A 15,642-nucleotide genomic window follows, 5' to 3' on the forward strand; every position below is an offset into this window, starting at 1 on the left:
CTAACAGTGACATGGCATCCCCCCTTCTCTCTTCCGGTTTCAGCGACGCGCTCGTCATTCTCGGCGCAGCGGGACTGGTCATCCCGGCCTTCGCCCGCGCGAAGATCAGCCCCGTTATCGGTTTCATCCTGGTCGGCCTGCTCGTCGGGCCGTTCGGGCTCGGCGCGCTCGTCACGAGCTACCCCTGGTTGTACCACATCACCATCTCCGATCCGCATGCGATCGAACCCTTCGCCGAATTCGGCATCGTGTTGCTGCTGTTCTCGATCGGGCTCGAATTGTCGTTCAAGCGGCTTTGGTCGATGCGCCAATTGGTGTTCGGAACGGGCGCGGCGCAGCTGATCGCATCGGGCATCATCCTCGGCACGGGGTTGCATCTGCTGCTGGGCCTTAACTGGACGGGGTCGATGGCGCTCGGCATCGCGCTCGCGCTGTCGTCGACCGCGCTTGTCCTGCCGATCGCGGGGACCGCAAGCCCGGTCGGGCGCACCGCCTTTGCGATGCTGCTGTTCGAGGATCTGGCGCTCGTCCCGATCATCTTCGTGCTGGGTGCGCTCGGCCCGATGGCGGCGGCGGCGGGATGGTCGGGGTTCGCGAAGGTCGGCGGCCTTGCGGTGCTGACCGTCGCGATCCTGTTCGTCGGCGGACGGCTGCTGCTCCCGCGGCTGTTCGCCCAGGCGGCGCGGACCAAGAGCCCAGAGCTCTTCCTCGCCGCCTCGCTGCTCGTCGTCATCGCGGCGAGCCTTGCCACCACCGCGGCGGGCCTGTCGCCGATCGTCGGTGCGCTGATCGCCGGGCTGCTGATCGCCGAAACCGACTATCACAGCGAGGTCGAAGTGATGACCGCGCCGTTCAAGGGGCTCGCGCTCGGGGTGTTCCTGATTACCGTCGGGATGAGCGTCGATATCGGCGCGATCCTCGCCGACTGGAGCCGCTACCTGCTCGGCATCGCCGCGGTCGTCGCGATCAAGGCGGTGGTGACCTTCGGCCTGCTGCGGCTGTCGGGAATCCGCGGCGGGGTCGCCGCCGAGACCGGCGTGTTGATGGGCAGCCCGTCCGAGACGACGCTGATCGTGCTCGGTGCGGCGAGCCAGGCGCAGCTGCTCGCGCCCGGGCTTGCGAGCTTCTGGCAGACCGTGACCGCGATCGGCCTGACGATCACGCCGCTGCTGGCGATGCTCGGCAAGCGCGCGGCGAAACGGATTGAGCAACGCGCCGATACGCTGCCCGAGGCCGAGATTTCGCCCGAGGGACCAGGTACCGTGGTGATCGGCTTCGGCCGCGTCGGGCGGATGGTGTGCGACATGCTCGCGGTCCACGGCCAGCCCTATGTCGCGGTCGAGGCCGATATCGACGCGGTCACCGCTGCGCGCGCCGAAGGCTATCCGGTGATCTTCGGCGACGTGGTGCGTCCCGAGCTGGTCGACCGGCTCAACCTGGGGCGCGCCAAGGCGCTGATCCTGACGATGAACGATCCCGTGCTGAGCATCTCGATGACTCGGCGCGTCCGCGGCTGGGTGCCCGATCTCCCGATCATCGTCCGCGCGCGCGACACGGCGCATGCCGCGCAGCTCTACAAGGCGGGCGCGAGCGATGCGGTGCCCGAGACGCTCGAAAGCTCGCTGCAACTCGCCGAGGCGGTGCTGACCGATCTCGGCGTCGCGGTCGGGCCGGTGATCGCGTCGATCCACGAAAAGCGCGACGAACTGCGGCAGGAGATCAAGGCCGCAGCCGAGATGGAGGTCGTCCCACGGCTCAAGCGCGTTCGCAGCGGGGTTCGCACCGAAGGAACGATGAGCTGAGGGCGCATCGCCGCTTTCCCCGGAAACAAGGTCCGAAACGCTGCAATGACATCTGCTCGATAAGGCATGCGCGCGCGATAATTCTTCAGGGTATCTCCGTAACGTAGCGCTGACTCTTGCGCGCGCGCGGGCGTATCGTGCCCCGGGCTCGCGCCGACCGTCATCCGGGTCGGTCCGGAACTGCCGCAACCGGCTTTGACGACACCGACCACGAGTGCGACCAAGAGCGGCGCCACCGGTCGCACTGTCGAAACCATCCCCGATCGAACCGAACCCGCGGTGGACCCGGCCGCTGCTGCGACGGTCGTGGTGGGACCTTCCGGCGGCCCGCCGTGCTGCGCGCGTGATCGCGTCATCGCTTCATCATCGCTCAGGAGGGGGTAACATGGCTTGTCGTTGCTGCATCATTCCGGACGACGTGCTGCTCCGGTTCGCATCCGATCCCGACCTATCCGACGAAACCCGCCAGGCGCTGCATCACACCGCCGCGCTCAGCGACCAGATCCGCGCGCTGCGCCAGCAGAACGCGGCGCTGACGCTGGCCGCGATCCAGCTCCCGATCGCGAAGGGCGCGAGCAACGCGGCGCTCCCGCAAGCGCTTCCCGCGGCGCATATCTTCGATTGTCATCATACGATGACGCTGCCGGGCGCGCAGGTGGCCAATCCGGGCTCGTCCACCACTGGAACGATCAAGCGCGCCTATGGCGAGTCCGAAAACGTCGCGAAATTCTATTGGGATATCTTCCAGCGCGATTCGATCGACGGCAACCACATGACGCTGGTCTCCTCGGTCCATTACGGCGTGAAGTATAACAACGCCTTCTGGAACGGCGCCCAGATGACCTATGGCGATGGCGACGGCCAGATCTTCCTCGACTTTACGCGCGGCAACGACGTGATCTGCCACGAACTCACCCACGGCGTCACGCAACACAGTCTCGGTCTCGCTTATTCGGGCGAAGCGGGCGGGCTCAACGAAAGCATGTCCGACGTGTTCGGCTCGATGTTCCGGCAATGGGAAAAGCGGCAGGACGTTCATCAGGCCGACTGGCTGATCGGCGCCGACATCATGGGGCCGCTCGCGCATAAGAAAGGCTTTACCGGCCTGCGCGACATGGCCGCGCCCGACAGCGCCCACGCCATGGCACCGCAGCCCGCCCATTACTATCCCGGCATCGGCAATCTCGACCCGCATAGCTCGAGCGGACCGCCCAATCTCGCTTTCTACAAGGCCGCGAAGGCGATCGGCGGGCATTCCTGGGAAAAGGCGGGCAAGATATGGTACAGGGCGCTGACGACGGCACCCGCGACGCCGAACATGAAAATGGCGCAATTTGCTGCGCGCACCCGGACTTCCGCGAAGAGCTTGTTTCCCGATGACGCTTCGATCCATACTGCTGTCGACAACGCTTGGACTGCTATCGGCTTGTGATCCGGGCCAAGCGGCGGTCGTTCCAACAAAGGCTGTCGCTATGCGCGAGATCACGATCGAGGCGTTTGGCGGGTTCGTCGGCGCGGGTGGGCCGGGAAGCCATGTCCACCAACGCGGCAAGATCGCCTGGTCCGCTTTGTCTTCGGCCGACCAGGCGGCGCTCGAGCGGCTGTTCGCCGCGCGGGCGAAGGTCAACGCCAATCTCTATTACCGGCTGACGCGGACCGGCGACGGCGCGACCGAGACGGTCGATGCGCTCCCCGATCAGGTACCGGCCGCACTGCTGGCGAGCGTGCAGAGCACGCTCGACTGAGATCCAGCGCGGGGGTGTCAGGCGGTCGCCAGCGCCGCCTTGACCGCGGCGATCGCCGCATCGGCTTTGGCGCCGTCGGGTCCGCCGCCCTGCGCCATGTCGGGCCGGCCGCCGCCGCCTTGCCCGCCGAGCGTGGCGACCGCGATCTTAAGCAGGTCGACCGCGCTCCGCGTCGCGACGAGATCGGCGGTGACGCCGACCGCGACCGAGGCGCGGCCGTCGTTGACCGCGACGATCATCGCCACGCCCGACCCGATGCGCTGTTTCATCTCATCGACGGTGCCGCGCAGACCCTTGGGGTCGAGGCCGTCGACCATCTGGCCGAGGAAGGCGACGCCGTTGATCGTGTCGGGGCCAGCTTGTGCCGCCCCCGCCCCGCCGCCGAGCGCGAGCGCCTTCTTGGCTTCGGCCAGTTCGCGCTCGAGCCGACGCCGATCCTCGACCAAGGCGGCGACGCGCGCGGGCACTTCGTCGGGCGAGGATTTGAGCGCGGTCGCCGCCTCGCGCAATTTCTCGTCGCGGCCGGTGAAATAGGCGCGCGCGGCTTCGCCGGTGAGCGCCTCGACGCGGCGGATGCCCGACGACACCGCGCCCTCGCCAATTACCGCGAACAACCCGATATCGCCGAGCGCGCGAACGTGCGTGCCGCCGCACAGCTCGAGCGAATAGGTCTTATCGCCTTCGGTGCCCATCGAGACGACGCGGACCTCATCGCCGTATTTCTCGCCGAACAGCGCCATCGCGCCTTCTTCGATCGCTTCGTCGGGCGTCATCAGCCGCGTCGCGACCGGGCCATTGGCGCGGATGTGGTAGTTCACATCGGCCTCGACCAAGGCGAGTGCGGCGGGATCGATCGCGCTCGGCTGCGAGAAATCGAAGCGCAGGCGCTCGGGCGCGACCAGGCTCCCCTTCTGCGCGACGTGCAAGCCGAGCCGCTGGCGCAGCGCCTCGTGGAGCAGATGCGTCGCGCTGTGGTTGGCGCGGATGCGGTCGCGCCGCGCGCGGTCGATCGTCAGGTGGAGCGCGTCACTGACCGCAATCTCGCCCTCGGCGATCGTCGTGGCGTGCGCGAACAGGCGACCAAGATACTTCCGCGTGTCCTCGACCTGCCCGAGCACGCCCGGCGCGGTGAGCGTGCCGGTGTCGCCGACCTGCCCGCCGCTCTCGGCGTAGAACGGCGTCTGGTTGAACAGGATCTCGACGCTCTCGCCCGCGCTGGCGCGCTCGACGCGCACGCCGTCCTTGACGATCGCGACGACCTGGCCCTCGCCTTCCTCGGCGGTGTAGCCGATGAATTCGGTGCTGCCGGTCGCCTCGGCGATGTCGAACCAGACGTCGTCGGAGGCGCGCTGGCCCGAGCCCTTCCAGGCGGCGCGCGCGGCGCGCTTCTGCTCGGCCATGGCCACGTCGAAGCCCGCGCGGTCGATGCCGAAGCCCTGTGCGCGCAGCGCGTCCTCGGTCAGATCGTAGGGGAAGCCGAACGTGTCGTAGAGCTTGAACGCGGTCTCGCCGGGGAGCGTCGCGCCCGGCGCCATGCTCGCGGTCGCCTCGTCGAGCAGGCGCAGGCCGTTGACGAGCGTGCGGCGGAACTGGGTCTCTTCCTGCAGCAAGGTCGATTCGATCGAAGCCTGTGCACGGACGAGCTCGGGGTACGCCGCGCCCATTTCCGCGACGAGCGCGGGGACGAGCCGGTGCATCAACGGCTCCTTCGCGCCGAGCAGGTGCGCATGGCGCATCGCGCGGCGCATGATCCGGCGCAGCACATAACCGCGCCCCTCATTCGACGGCAGCACGCCATCGGCGACGAGGAAGCCCGACGAGCGCAGATGATCGGCGATCACGCGGTGGCTCGCCTGCGTCTCCGCCGTCAACGCCGCGCCCGACTGCGCGACCGAGGCGGCGATCAGCGCCTTGAAGGTATCGGTGTCGTAATTGTCGTGGACGCCCTGCAGCACCGCGGCGACGCGCTCGAGCCCCATGCCGGTGTCGATCGACGGGCGCGGCAACGGGTTGCGCGTGTCCTTGTCTACCTGCTCATATTGCATGAAGACCAGGTTCCAGATCTCGACGAAGCGGTCGCCATCCTCGTCGGGGCTGCCGGGAGGGCCGCCGGGGATGTGATCGCCGTGATCGAAGAAGATCTCCGAGCACGGACCGCACGGCCCGGTGTCGCCCATCGACCAGAAATTGTCGTTGGTCGCGATGCGGATGATGCGCTCTTCGGGGAGCCCGGCGATCTTGCGCCACAGGTCGAACGCCTCGTCGTCGGTGTGATAGACGGTGACGGTCAGCCGGTCGGGGTCGATCCCCCATTCTCCGGTCAGCAAATTCCAGGCGAGCGTGATCGCGCGCTCCTTGAAATAATCACCGAACGAGAAATTGCCGAGCATCTCGAAGAAAGTGTGGTGGCGCGCGGTATAGCCGACATTGTCAAGGTCGTTATGCTTGCCGCCGGCGCGGACGCACTTCTGCGACGAGGTGGCGGTGACGTACGGTCGCGATTCGAGCCCGGTGAAGACGTTCTTGAACGGCACCATCCCGGCATTGACGAACATCAGCGTCGGATCGTTCTGCGGCACGAGCGGCGCCGAGGCGACCTTGGCGTGGCCCTCGCCCGCGAAATAGTCGAGGAAGCTGCGACGGATGTCGTTGGTCGAGACGGGCGTCGAGATCGAAGGCTGGGTCATGCGCGTGGGCTTAGGCGAGCGCGCGGCTTAGCTCAAGCGGGGGGCGGTTGGTCTTGGCGCGGTATTGCGATGGTGATGATGCCGATGGTTGCGGTCTCGGGTGTGCGGAGGCGGGGACGGAGCGTTGAACGGAGTAGCTGGTTGACGCGATTGACCCCTAGACGTGGTATTTAAAAATGCGATCGTTTCCATTCCTGCGCTAATGCAGATGCGGTGGATCCGACGATTTCAAAGAGCAGCATCGCTCCATACCATAACTGCGGCGATGTAGGACAGAGCCATGTCGGCAAGCGACCAGTTTAAGCCATTCCGCGGTGGACGCTCGAACGTCCGCTCATGCCTGAACCGGTCATTCGCACGCAATTAAGCAGCTGGACGAATGCGGGACCAGTTGTTGCAGTTCAATCGCACATCACGGAATCTCGAGATCGGTCTTACATCGAGCAGCGCAGGCGGTCAGTCGTTGGGACGTTTACGATTGACGCAGCGTGACGTTCGGCCTCGCATCGGCCGAATGCCGTAAAAACCTGTTTGTCGCACAATCGTGATCGGTGCCGGGTTGCCCGTGAATCTGACCGCCGACAGCAATGGAGGACGAAAGGTCGCGGCGAACGGCCGGTTATGGGGCACGACCGATAAGCTGGTTGTCCCACGGTAAGATCAAGGCGTCGGAACCGGGACAGGATGTCGCCCCTCCTTTGGTAACGTGAGCCGGACGAGGACCGGCATCGCAAGCAGCACTAATGGATATTGCAGCATGAGGCCGGCAATGATCGCAATCGCGAGCGGCTGCTGGATCCCCGAGCCCTGGCCGATCGCCAGCGCCAGCGGCAGCAGCGTGAAGATCGCCGCCAGCGTCGTCATCGTGATCGGGCGGAGCCGGTTGCGGCTTGCCGCGCGCGTCGCTTCCGCGGACGGCATGGTCCGGGCCAGTTCCTCGAATTCCGAGACGTAGAAGATCGCCATCTCGGTCCCGATGCCGATGATCATCGTCATACCCATCAGCGCGGTGATGTTGAGATCGACCCCCGCCGCCCAGAGCGCCGTGAACACCGCGGTGGTCGACAGCAGCGAACAGCCGATGATGATCAGCGGCAACCAGAAACGGCGATAGAGAATCAGCAGCAACGCCAGTTCCGCGATCAGCGCCGCGCCGAACACCTTGATCAGCCCGGCAAAGGCGATCTGCTGCTGCTGGTAGAGGCCGCCCAGTTCGTAGCGCACACCGGCGCCGAGAACGCTTGGCCGGTCGAGCGCCGCCTGCACGTCGCCGACCGCCGCACCGATGCCGCGGCCCTGGATCCGCCCGGTCACCGCGATCATCGGCTCGAGATTCTCGCGGCTGATCTGCGGCTGGCCCGTCACCGACTCGATCGTCGCGACGCGCGACAGCGCGAAGACGTGCCCGTCGCTCGCGCGGATCGGCAATTGGGCGAGCCCGGCTTCGCTGAGCGTCAGCGCATCGGGCAAGCGCACGCGCACGTCGACCGCCTTGCTCGGCTGGGCGAGCGTGGTGGCGACGCTCCCGGTCAACGCGGCGCTGAGTTGCGCCTCGACATCGGCGGGGGAAACGCCCTCGAGCCCGGCGCGGACCGGATCGACATGGACGTCGAGCGCATCCCCCGCGAGCTGCACCCCATCCTTGACCTCGACCACGCCGTCGATCTTGCCGATCAGCGCGGCGACCTTGCGCGCCTCGCTCTGCAGGACCGAAGGGTCGGTGGCATAGAGCTTCACCTCGATCGGCTGCGGCACTGCGGTCAGATCGCCAATGAGATCCTCGATCAGCTGCGCGACCTCGACCTGGACGCCGGGCACCTCCGCGGTGATCCGGTCCGCCACCGCCGCCGCGATTTCCTCGGTCGGGGCGGCATGATCGGGCTTGAGCCGCACGAAATAGTCGCCGTGATAGCTTTGCCCGAGATCGCCGCCGAGCCCGGTGCCGAGCCGGCGCGAGAAGGTCAGGACCGCCGGATTGGCCTTCAGCATCGCGTCGATCTGGCCAACCTGCCGGCCGGTCTCGTCGAGCGACGTGCCGGGCGCGGTGTAATAGTCCATTACGAACCCGCCTTCGTCGACCTTTGGCATGAAGCCGCTCGGCACGTTTTCGTAGCTGATATAGCCGATCACCAGCAGTGGCACTGCGGCGACGGCAAGCAGCCAGGGTCGCGCCGACAGCCGGTCGAGAATGCGGTCGTGGACCCGCGCCACACGCCCGACGCCGGGAGAACCGGGGTCATGCCACGCGCTGAAATCGACCAGCCAGCGCACCAGCACCGGCACCACGAAGGCGGTCATCGCCCAGGAGATTGCGAGCGCCGCCGCCATCGTCAGCGACAGCGCCTTGGAGAAGGCGCCGGTGACCCCGGTCAGGAACGACAGCGGCACGAACACGATCAGCGTCGCGAGGCTCGATCCGGTGAGCGGCGCGAGGAACTCGCGCGCCGCCGGGATCACCGCAGCGTCGCCGGCGGGGCGGCCATCCGCGCCGATCGCCCCGGCGCGGCGCGCGATATGTTCGACCATCACGATGACGTCGTCGATCAGCAGCCCGACCGCCGCGGCGATCCCGCCGAGCGTCATGATGTTGAAGCTCATCCCCAGCATGCTGAGGACGAGCACCGTCGCCGCGAGCGTCGCGGGCACGACGATGACCGCGACCAGCGTCACCCGCCAGCTGCGCAGAAACCCCAGCAGCACCGGGGCTGCGAGCACGAGCCCGATCAGCACCGCGTCGCGCACGCTCGCGACCGATTGCGTGACGAGCTCGCTCTGGTCGTACCAGCACACCAATTTGACGCCAGGCGGGAGCGCAAGCGTGGCGAGCTTCTGCTGGACGGCCTGCGCGATCTGGACCGCATTGCCGTCGGGCTGTTCGTAGATGTTGAACAGCACCGCGGGCGTGCCGTCCTCGACGATGCGCTGCCAGACCGGGACGGCACCGTTCTGCACGCTCGCCACGTCGCGCACGCGGACGACGCCCTGCGGATCGGCGGAAACGACGATCGCGCCGATCTGCGCCGCGGTCGTCACGCTGCGATCGGCGATGACGAGCGACAGGCGGCCGCGATCCTGCACCTGTCCGACCGCGCTCAGCACATTGCCGTTGCGGATCGCGGTGGCGAGGTCGGCCATCGACAGAGTGTGATCGGCGAGCCGGTGCGGATCGGCGAGCACCTGCACCTCGGCGGTGTCGCCCCCCTGCACCCCGACGCGCGCGAGCCCTGGCACCGCGGAGAGCAGCGGGGTTATCTGGTATTTCGCGATATCCTGCAGCGCGACCGGATCGGCGGCGGTCGAGACGAGCGCATAGGAGATGATCGGGAACACCGTCGGGTCCATCCGCCGGACGGTGTATTGCGTGCCGGTCGGGAGCGACGGGATCGTCCGCGCGATCGCCGAATCGACCAGCAGCGTGCTCGCGACCATGTCGCGACCCCAGCCGAAATCGATCGAGATCTGCGCCGAGCCGCGGCTGGTCGCGGAGCGGACGTCCTGCACACCGGGAATCGCGCGGAGCGCTTCCTCGATTGGGCGGGTGACGGTCAGCGCGGTCTGGTCGGCGGGGCGGCTGCCGGCATCGAGATCGACCACGACGCGCGGGAAGGACACCTGCGGAAACAGGCCGATCGGCAAAGACAGCGCGGCGACGAGCCCCGCCAGCGCCAGCGCGAGGGCGATCAGGACGAAGGCGCGCGATTGCTCGCGCAGCAACCGTTCGAGCATCAGCGCGTCCACCGCACGGCGGCACCGTCGCTGACCTGATAAGCGCCATCGACGATCAGGCGATGCCGAGGATCAATCGGCCCGCTGACGACATCGCCCGCGTCGGAGGCGAGCAGCACCGTGACGGGGACGGCGACCGCCTTGCCGCCGCCGACCTGAAAGACGTGCGCCGGCCGGCCCGCGGTGACGACCGACCGATGCGGCACGACCCAGCCGGCGATCTGCCCCGTGGAGATCGCGACCTGCATGCCTTCGCCCGGCAACAGGCTCCCGGCCGGAAATGCCACGTCGACATCGATCATCCGTGTCTTGGCATTGAGCGCAGTGCTGACCCGCAGCACCCGCCCGGCCAGCGGCGTTCCGCCCGACAGCCGGACGAGCGACGCCGATTGCCCAACCGCGACGCGACCGCGCTCGGCAGGATCGACCCCAGCGGTCACGACGATGCCGCCGGCCTTGGCGACCGTCAGGATCGGCGCGCCCGCTTGCGTCCGGTCACCCTGCGCGACGCTGACGGCGGTGACGACGCCGTCGAACGGCGCGGTCAGCGTCTGTTCGCCGTTCCCCGCGCCATCCGCCTGCAGCGCGGCGAGCGCGGTCTGCGCGTCGGACACCGCCTTTTCCGCCTGGACGAGCTGGTCCTGCGTCGCGAGGTGCTGCGACAACAACTGCGCAGTGGTCGTGCGTTGCTTGCGCGCCGCGGTCAGCGCGTCGATCGCTTGTCGGTACAGGCTTCGCGACGCGGGCGCGGTGGCGAAGGTGGCGAGCGGCTGACCACGGCGGACCGCGGTGCCGGGTACGACCATCAGCCGGGTAATCTGGCCCGGTTGCGCCTCGTTCAAGGTGCGCGTTCCGTTCAGCGCCGGCGCGACCGAGCCGTAAGCGGTGACGGTTTGCGGCAACGACCCTTGCGCCGGCGCGACGGTGGAAACGAGCGCGCTCGGTACCGCCGTTTGCGCGGCCTCGGAGTTACCCCCCGCGCCGCATCCCGACAGCGCCAGCGCGATCGACAGGCAAAGCGGCGCCCTCATTGCGGCACCGTGCGAGCATCGCCGGTGGGCAAATCCACGGTTGGCAGGCCATCGCCGACGAGTGTCTGGATCGCGACCTGTCGATCGAGCAGCCCCAGTTCGAGCGTCATGATCTCCTGTTCCTTGGCAAAGCGGTTGTAGACGAGGTCGACATAGCCCCGCTCGTCGATGTTGGAGGCGCCGAACGCGGCCTGCGCCCGCTCGGCGGCGGAGCGCGCCGCAGGCAGGTCGCGGCGTGCGACCGCGAGTTGCGCGGACAGCTGCTCGATCTCGCGCAGCAGCGCGCCGACAGTGCCGATCGCCGTCGCGAGGCGCGCCGTATAGTCGGCATGGAGCTGGGCACGGGTCGCACGGGTGATCAAGACATTGCCCTGGTTGCGGTCGAAGATCGGCAGGCCGATCGCGGCATTGGGGCCGCTGTTGATGACCTTCGAGCTGTCGCTGCTGACGCTGCCGCCGAGCACCAGATCGGGGAACTGCGCGATGATGGCCTGGCGCAACTGTTCGTCGGCGGCGGCATAGCCCAGCCGCAGCGCGATCAGATCGGGGCGGCGGTCGGGCAAGGTCGCGAGCCCGGCGCGGATCGCGGCGGGGTCGAACTGCGGCAGATCGAGTTGCGTCGCGAGCGGGACGACGACGTCCGGCGCGAGCCCGAGCAACGCGTCGAGCTGATGCATTAAAGCCAGTTGCCGCTGATCGAGCGCATCGAGCGCGGTCCGCGCGGCCTGCAGTGCGACCCGGTCGGGCGCGACCGTCACCAGCGTGACGTTGCGCGCGGCGAGCGCCTGTTCGAGCTTGGCGTTGCGCGCGGCGAGCAATCGATAGGCCGCGACATAGCTTTGCCGACTGGCCGCGCCGAGGATCAGGTCCCCGGCGACTTGCCGCGCCTGTCCCGCGACCTGCCATTCCTGCCAGACGATATCGGCGGCGACCTGGCGTTCGCTGTCGATCGCGGCGCGGCGGCGCGTGCGGTAGGTGAGCAGCGCCTTGATGTCCTGGCTGAGCCCGATGTTCCACGCGGGCACCGACCCGCCACCCGACAGCAGCGGAAGGAAGGCGCCGGTCAGCGACGGATTGGGCAGGACGCCGGCCTGCCGCGTCTGGCCCGCGGCGATTTCGCGGCGCAACCGTGCCGCCTTGAGGTCGGGGTTGTTCGCGAGGACGAGGTCGACCACCCGCGCGACCGACAGCGGCTCCGTCCCGACGATGGTTTCCGCGCGCGCCAGCGATCGTACGTCGGTCGCCAGCGGCGGCGCGGTCGCAAGCGGCAGCGGGGTGTAGCGCGCGCACCCGGTCACCCCGCTCAGCGCGGCGAGCGCGACCATGGCGCGGCGCGATAGGGGACGTCTCAACGCATGCAACTCCGGAAGCCAGGCGACGGTACGGACGTGCGCCTATCGCGCGATATGGCATAGGCGGGTGATGATCCGGATGTTGTTTATTCCCAACTTGCGCGCGAAGCGTGACGTCCGGCTAGGCGTTCGTGCTAGGCGGCTGGTGGAGGTGATGCGGTGAAACTGCTGCTGCTCGAGGATGACGAGGCGACCCGCACCCATCTGGAGCGTACGCTGGTGGCGGCGGGGCATGTCGTCGACGCCTGCGACAACGGGAGCGACGCGATCGTCCTCGGGTCCAGCGGCGATCATGCCGTCCTGATCCTCGATCGCATGGTCCCTGGGGTCGATGGGCTCGGCGTGCTCAAGGCGCTTCGCGCGGCCGGCGTGCGCGCGCCCGCGATCTTCCTCACCGCGATCGACGGGGTTCATGACCGTGTCGAAGGGCTCGACGCCGGCGCGGACGACTATCTGGTCAAGCCGTTCGCCGGGATCGAGTTTCTCGCCCGGGTCAACGCGCTGTTGCGCCGCCAGCCGGCCCAGGATGTCGCGACGGTGCTGCGCGTCGCCGATCTCGAAATCGACCTGATCAAGCGCAGCGTGCGGCGTGGCGGACGCACGATCCCGTTGCAGGCGCAGGAGTTCAAGCTGCTCGAATATCTGATGCGGCACGCGGGCGAGATCGTCACCCGGACGATGCTGCTCGAAAACGTGTGGTCGTTCCATTTCGACCCGCAGACCAACATCGTCGAAAGCCACATGAGTCGCTTGCGCTCGAAGGTCGATCGTGGCTTCGATCAGGAACTGATCCAAACGGTGCGCGGATCGGGTTATCGGTGCGATGGCCTGGCTTAGCGGTTTCCGGAGCGGAGCGTTCCGCTTCGCCTGCCTGCTCGCGCTCGCGTTCGCAGCGGGATCCGCGCTCGTCTTGAGCGTCGTCGAGCGGTCGATCGCGCATTATGCGGTCGACGCCACCGAAGGCGGCTTGACCAGCGAGGCCGCGATCCTCGCGGGCGAGGATCGCGAAGGAGGGCGGCCGAGCCTGCTCGGGGCGATCGCCCGGCATCGGCGCGCGAGCGGCGCGGAAGCGTTCCGATACCAGGTGATCGACCGCGCGGGACGGCTGCTGGTCGACGATATCGGCGCGCCGACGGTCAGGCTCGGCTGGGGGCAGGTCGCGGTGCACGACGACCCGCAGGACCCCGCCGCCGAAACCTTGAAGAGCCTCGGGGTTGCCCTCCCCGGCGGCGGCACGCTCGTCGTCGCCACCGACACCTACGACATTCAGGAATTGCGGCGTGGCCTCGACCGCTTCCTGGTCGTGGCGGGAGCGGCGATCACCGGGCTTGCGCTGTTGGGTGGCTATACGATCGGCGCGCTCTTCATGCGTCGGCTCGACCGCGTCAATGCCGCGATCGGCAGGGTGATGGCGGGTAATACGGCGGAGCGCCTGCCGCCGATCGGCATCAGCCGCGAATTCGACCAGCTTTCCACCAACCTCAATGCGATGCTCGACCGGATCGACGCGCTGATGGACGGCCTGCGCCAGGTCACTACCGACATCGCGCACGATCTCCGGACTCCGCTCGGGCGGCTTCGCCAGCAACTCGAGCAAACCCGCGACGCGCGGGACCCGGCGCGGATCGAGGCCGGCATCGACACCGCTATCGCACAGACCGACGAGGTTCTCGCGATCTTCCGGGCGCTGTTGCGGATCGGGACGCTCGAGGGGGGCGACGGGCGCCAATACTTCGCTACACTCGACCTGAGCGAATTGGTCGGGCGGGTGATCGCCGCATATCAGCCGGTCGCCGAGGACGCTGGCAAAAGCCTCGTCGCGGAGCATGCCGACGGTCTGCTGGTCGAGGGCGATGCCGAACTGCTGGCGCAGATGATGACCAATCTGATCGACAATGCAATCCGCCATACCCCGCGCGGCAGCACGATCGTCAGCCGGCTCGAGCGGATCGACGGCGCGATCGTCGCGAGCGTCAGCGACGACGGACCCGGCATTCCGCCGCACGAACGCGACGCCGTGCTGACGCGCTTCTATCGCCTTGACCGCAGCCGGAACTTGCCGGGCGCCGGGCTCGGTATGGCGCTGGCCGCCGCCATTGCGGCGCTGCATCACGTTCGCCTCGACCTGCTCGACAATCGCCCCGGATTGCGGGTGCGCCTCGCTTTCGCGCTGCATGGACGGGGGGTCGAGCCCGGCGGTGGGTCGGTGGGTTAGCGATCCCTAACGTGACCGCGCGCGCGTGCTGGGGCAAAAGCCGGCCCTCATCTTCGTGGAGACTGCAATGCGCCGCCCTTCGCTTCTCGTCCTGCTCGCCGCCACTGCCGTTACGCCGTCCGCGCTCGCGGCGAAGCCCATGCCGACCTATGCCGTCGCCCAGTCGATCGCCGGGCCCGATGGATCGTGGGACTATGCCCGCGCCGACGAGGACGGCACGTTCGTGTATGTCGCGCGCAGCAACGCGGTCACGGTGCTGGACGTGGCGACCGGGAAGGTCACCTCGCTCGGCAGCGTGCAGCGCGGCCATGCGGTCGTGCCGCTGCGCGGCGGCAAGCTGCTGGTGACGAGCGGGACCGATGGCACGGTGCGCTTGTACGATCTGCGCTCGGGCGCCCAAACCGCCAGCATCGCGGTCGGCAAGAAACCGGACGCCGCCATTCTCGACCCGCAGAAGACCCATGCCTATGTCATGAATGCCGATAGCGGCACCGTGTCGGTGATCGAGCTCGCTACGAGCAAGGTGTCTCGGACGATTCAGGTCAAGCCCGCGCTCGAATATGCCGCGTTCGGCGCGGACGGGACGCTGTTCGTCAACAATGAGGATGCCGACGAGATCGAGACGGTCGACGTCGCACGTGGGGTTGCTGGCAAGGCGATCGCGCTGCCGGGCTGCAAGGCGCCGACCGGGCTCGGCTATGACAGCGCGCACGACCGCCTGATCGCTTCGTGCGCCAACGGCAAGGCCGCCATCGTCGATGCCGGTCGGCGGCAGCTGACCACGCTCGTCGATATCGGTTCGGGACCGGACGCCGTGATCATGGACGAGGCGCGCGGGCTCGCCTTCATCCCCTGCGGGAAGGACGGGGTGCTCGACATCCTTTCGCTGAAGGGTGCGAGTGTCGAAGCGGTCGGTGCGGTAAAGACCGAGGTCGGCGCGCGCACCGGCGCGCTCGATCCCAAGACTGGCGCGCTGTATCTGCCAACCGCGACGTTCGGCCCGCCAGTGGCGGGCGGCGGTCGTCCCGCGATGGTGCCGGGCTCCTTCCATATTCTGGTGGTCAAACCAGCGCGCTGAAGGTGC

The 15,642-nt window shown here is 67.9% G+C and carries 10 protein-coding genes; 6 read left to right on the top strand and 4 right to left on the bottom strand.

The window, feature by feature from the left end:
• Positions 1 to 11: 11 nt before the first annotated feature.
• The 3 genes from RH90_RS15220 to RH90_RS15230 all read left to right on the top strand — a co-directional run bounded on the left by RH90_RS15220 (position 12) and on the right by RH90_RS15230 (position 3,547).
• Positions 12 to 1,802, top strand: a complete 1,791-nt coding sequence (locus tag RH90_RS15220; protein ID WP_010186740.1) for a cation:proton antiporter domain-containing protein — start codon at positions 12 to 14, stop codon at positions 1,800 to 1,802.
• Positions 1,803 to 2,187: 385 nt separating this feature from the next.
• Positions 2,188 to 3,234, top strand: coding sequence for a M4 family metallopeptidase (locus tag RH90_RS15225; protein WP_010186742.1), 1,047 nt, complete (start codon positions 2,188 to 2,190; stop codon positions 3,232 to 3,234).
• Positions 3,235 to 3,274: 40 nt separating this feature from the next.
• Entirely contained in the window at positions 3,275 to 3,547 is a 273-nt protein-coding gene (locus tag RH90_RS15230) for a hypothetical protein (protein ID WP_010186744.1), read from the top strand.
• 17 nt (positions 3,548 to 3,564) lie between these two features.
• Here RH90_RS15230 and alaS read toward each other — a convergent pair whose 3' ends face one another.
• The 4 genes from alaS to RH90_RS15250 all read right to left on the bottom strand — a co-directional run bounded on the left by alaS (position 3,565) and on the right by RH90_RS15250 (position 12,316).
• A complete protein-coding gene (alaS, locus tag RH90_RS15235; RefSeq protein ID WP_010186746.1) occupies positions 3,565 to 6,234 on the bottom strand; it encodes an alanine--tRNA ligase in 2,670 nt (889 codons plus the stop codon).
• A 660-nt stretch (positions 6,235 to 6,894) separates the two neighbouring features.
• Positions 6,895 to 9,960 (bottom strand): efflux RND transporter permease subunit, encoded by a 3,066-nt coding sequence (locus tag RH90_RS15240; protein WP_029625356.1) that lies wholly within the window; start codon positions 9,958 to 9,960, stop codon positions 6,895 to 6,897.
• Complete coding sequence (locus tag RH90_RS15245) at positions 9,960 to 10,991, bottom strand: efflux RND transporter periplasmic adaptor subunit (protein WP_010186749.1); 1,032 nt, start codon at positions 10,989 to 10,991, stop codon at positions 9,960 to 9,962. The genes RH90_RS15240 and RH90_RS15245 overlap by 1 nt, the downstream gene beginning before the upstream one ends.
• Entirely contained in the window at positions 10,988 to 12,316 is a 1,329-nt protein-coding gene (locus RH90_RS15250) for a TolC family protein (RefSeq protein ID WP_010186751.1), read from the bottom strand. Before RH90_RS15250 ends, RH90_RS15245 begins: the two co-directional genes overlap by 4 nt.
• Before the next feature lie 186 nt (positions 12,317 to 12,502).
• On the opposite strand from RH90_RS15250, the gene RH90_RS15255 reads away from it, so the two are divergent.
• The 3 genes from RH90_RS15255 (at position 12,503) to RH90_RS15265 (ending at position 15,636) form a co-directional block, all read left to right on the top strand.
• Entirely contained in the window at positions 12,503 to 13,180 is a 678-nt protein-coding gene (locus tag RH90_RS15255) for a winged helix-turn-helix domain-containing protein (protein WP_010186752.1), read from the top strand.
• The gene (locus RH90_RS15260) at positions 13,167 to 14,558 is read left to right on the top strand and encodes a sensor histidine kinase (RefSeq protein ID WP_010186754.1); all 1,392 of its coding nucleotides are present in this window, start codon (positions 13,167 to 13,169) and stop codon (positions 14,556 to 14,558) included. Before RH90_RS15255 ends, RH90_RS15260 begins: the two co-directional genes overlap by 14 nt.
• A gap of 67 nt (positions 14,559 to 14,625) precedes the next feature.
• Positions 14,626 to 15,636: a YncE family protein gene (locus RH90_RS15265; protein WP_010186757.1), complete on the top strand. Its 1,011-nt coding sequence runs from the start codon at positions 14,626 to 14,628 to the stop codon at positions 15,634 to 15,636.
• Positions 15,637 to 15,642 lie beyond the last annotated feature (6 nt).

This window comes from Sphingomonas sp. PAMC 26605, assembly GCF_000241485.1.
GTDB lineage: Bacteria > Pseudomonadota > Alphaproteobacteria > Sphingomonadales > Sphingomonadaceae > Sphingomonas.

Excerpts from the sequence above, each read along its gene's own strand:
- RH90_RS15220 (WP_010186740.1), top strand. The coding sequence starts at position 12 with ATGGCATCCCCCCTTCTCTCTTCCGGTTTCAGCGACGCGCTCGTCATT.
- RH90_RS15225 (WP_010186742.1), top strand. The coding sequence starts at position 2,188 with ATGGCTTGTCGTTGCTGCATCATTCCGGACGACGTGCTGCTCCGGTTC.
- RH90_RS15230 (WP_010186744.1), top strand. The coding sequence starts at position 3,275 with ATGCGCGAGATCACGATCGAGGCGTTTGGCGGGTTCGTCGGCGCGGGT.
- alaS (WP_010186746.1), bottom strand. The coding sequence starts at position 6,234 with ATGACCCAGCCTTCGATCTCGACGCCCGTCTCGACCAACGACATCCGT.
- RH90_RS15240 (WP_029625356.1), bottom strand. The coding sequence starts at position 9,960 with ATGCTCGAACGGTTGCTGCGCGAGCAATCGCGCGCCTTCGTCCTGATC.
- RH90_RS15245 (WP_010186749.1), bottom strand. The coding sequence starts at position 10,991 with ATGAGGGCGCCGCTTTGCCTGTCGATCGCGCTGGCGCTGTCGGGATGC.
- RH90_RS15250 (WP_010186751.1), bottom strand. The coding sequence starts at position 12,316 with ATGGTCGCGCTCGCCGCGCTGAGCGGGGTGACCGGGTGCGCGCGCTAC.
- RH90_RS15260 (WP_010186754.1), top strand. The coding sequence starts at position 13,167 with ATGGCCTGGCTTAGCGGTTTCCGGAGCGGAGCGTTCCGCTTCGCCTGC.
- RH90_RS15265 (WP_010186757.1), top strand. The coding sequence starts at position 14,626 with ATGCGCCGCCCTTCGCTTCTCGTCCTGCTCGCCGCCACTGCCGTTACG.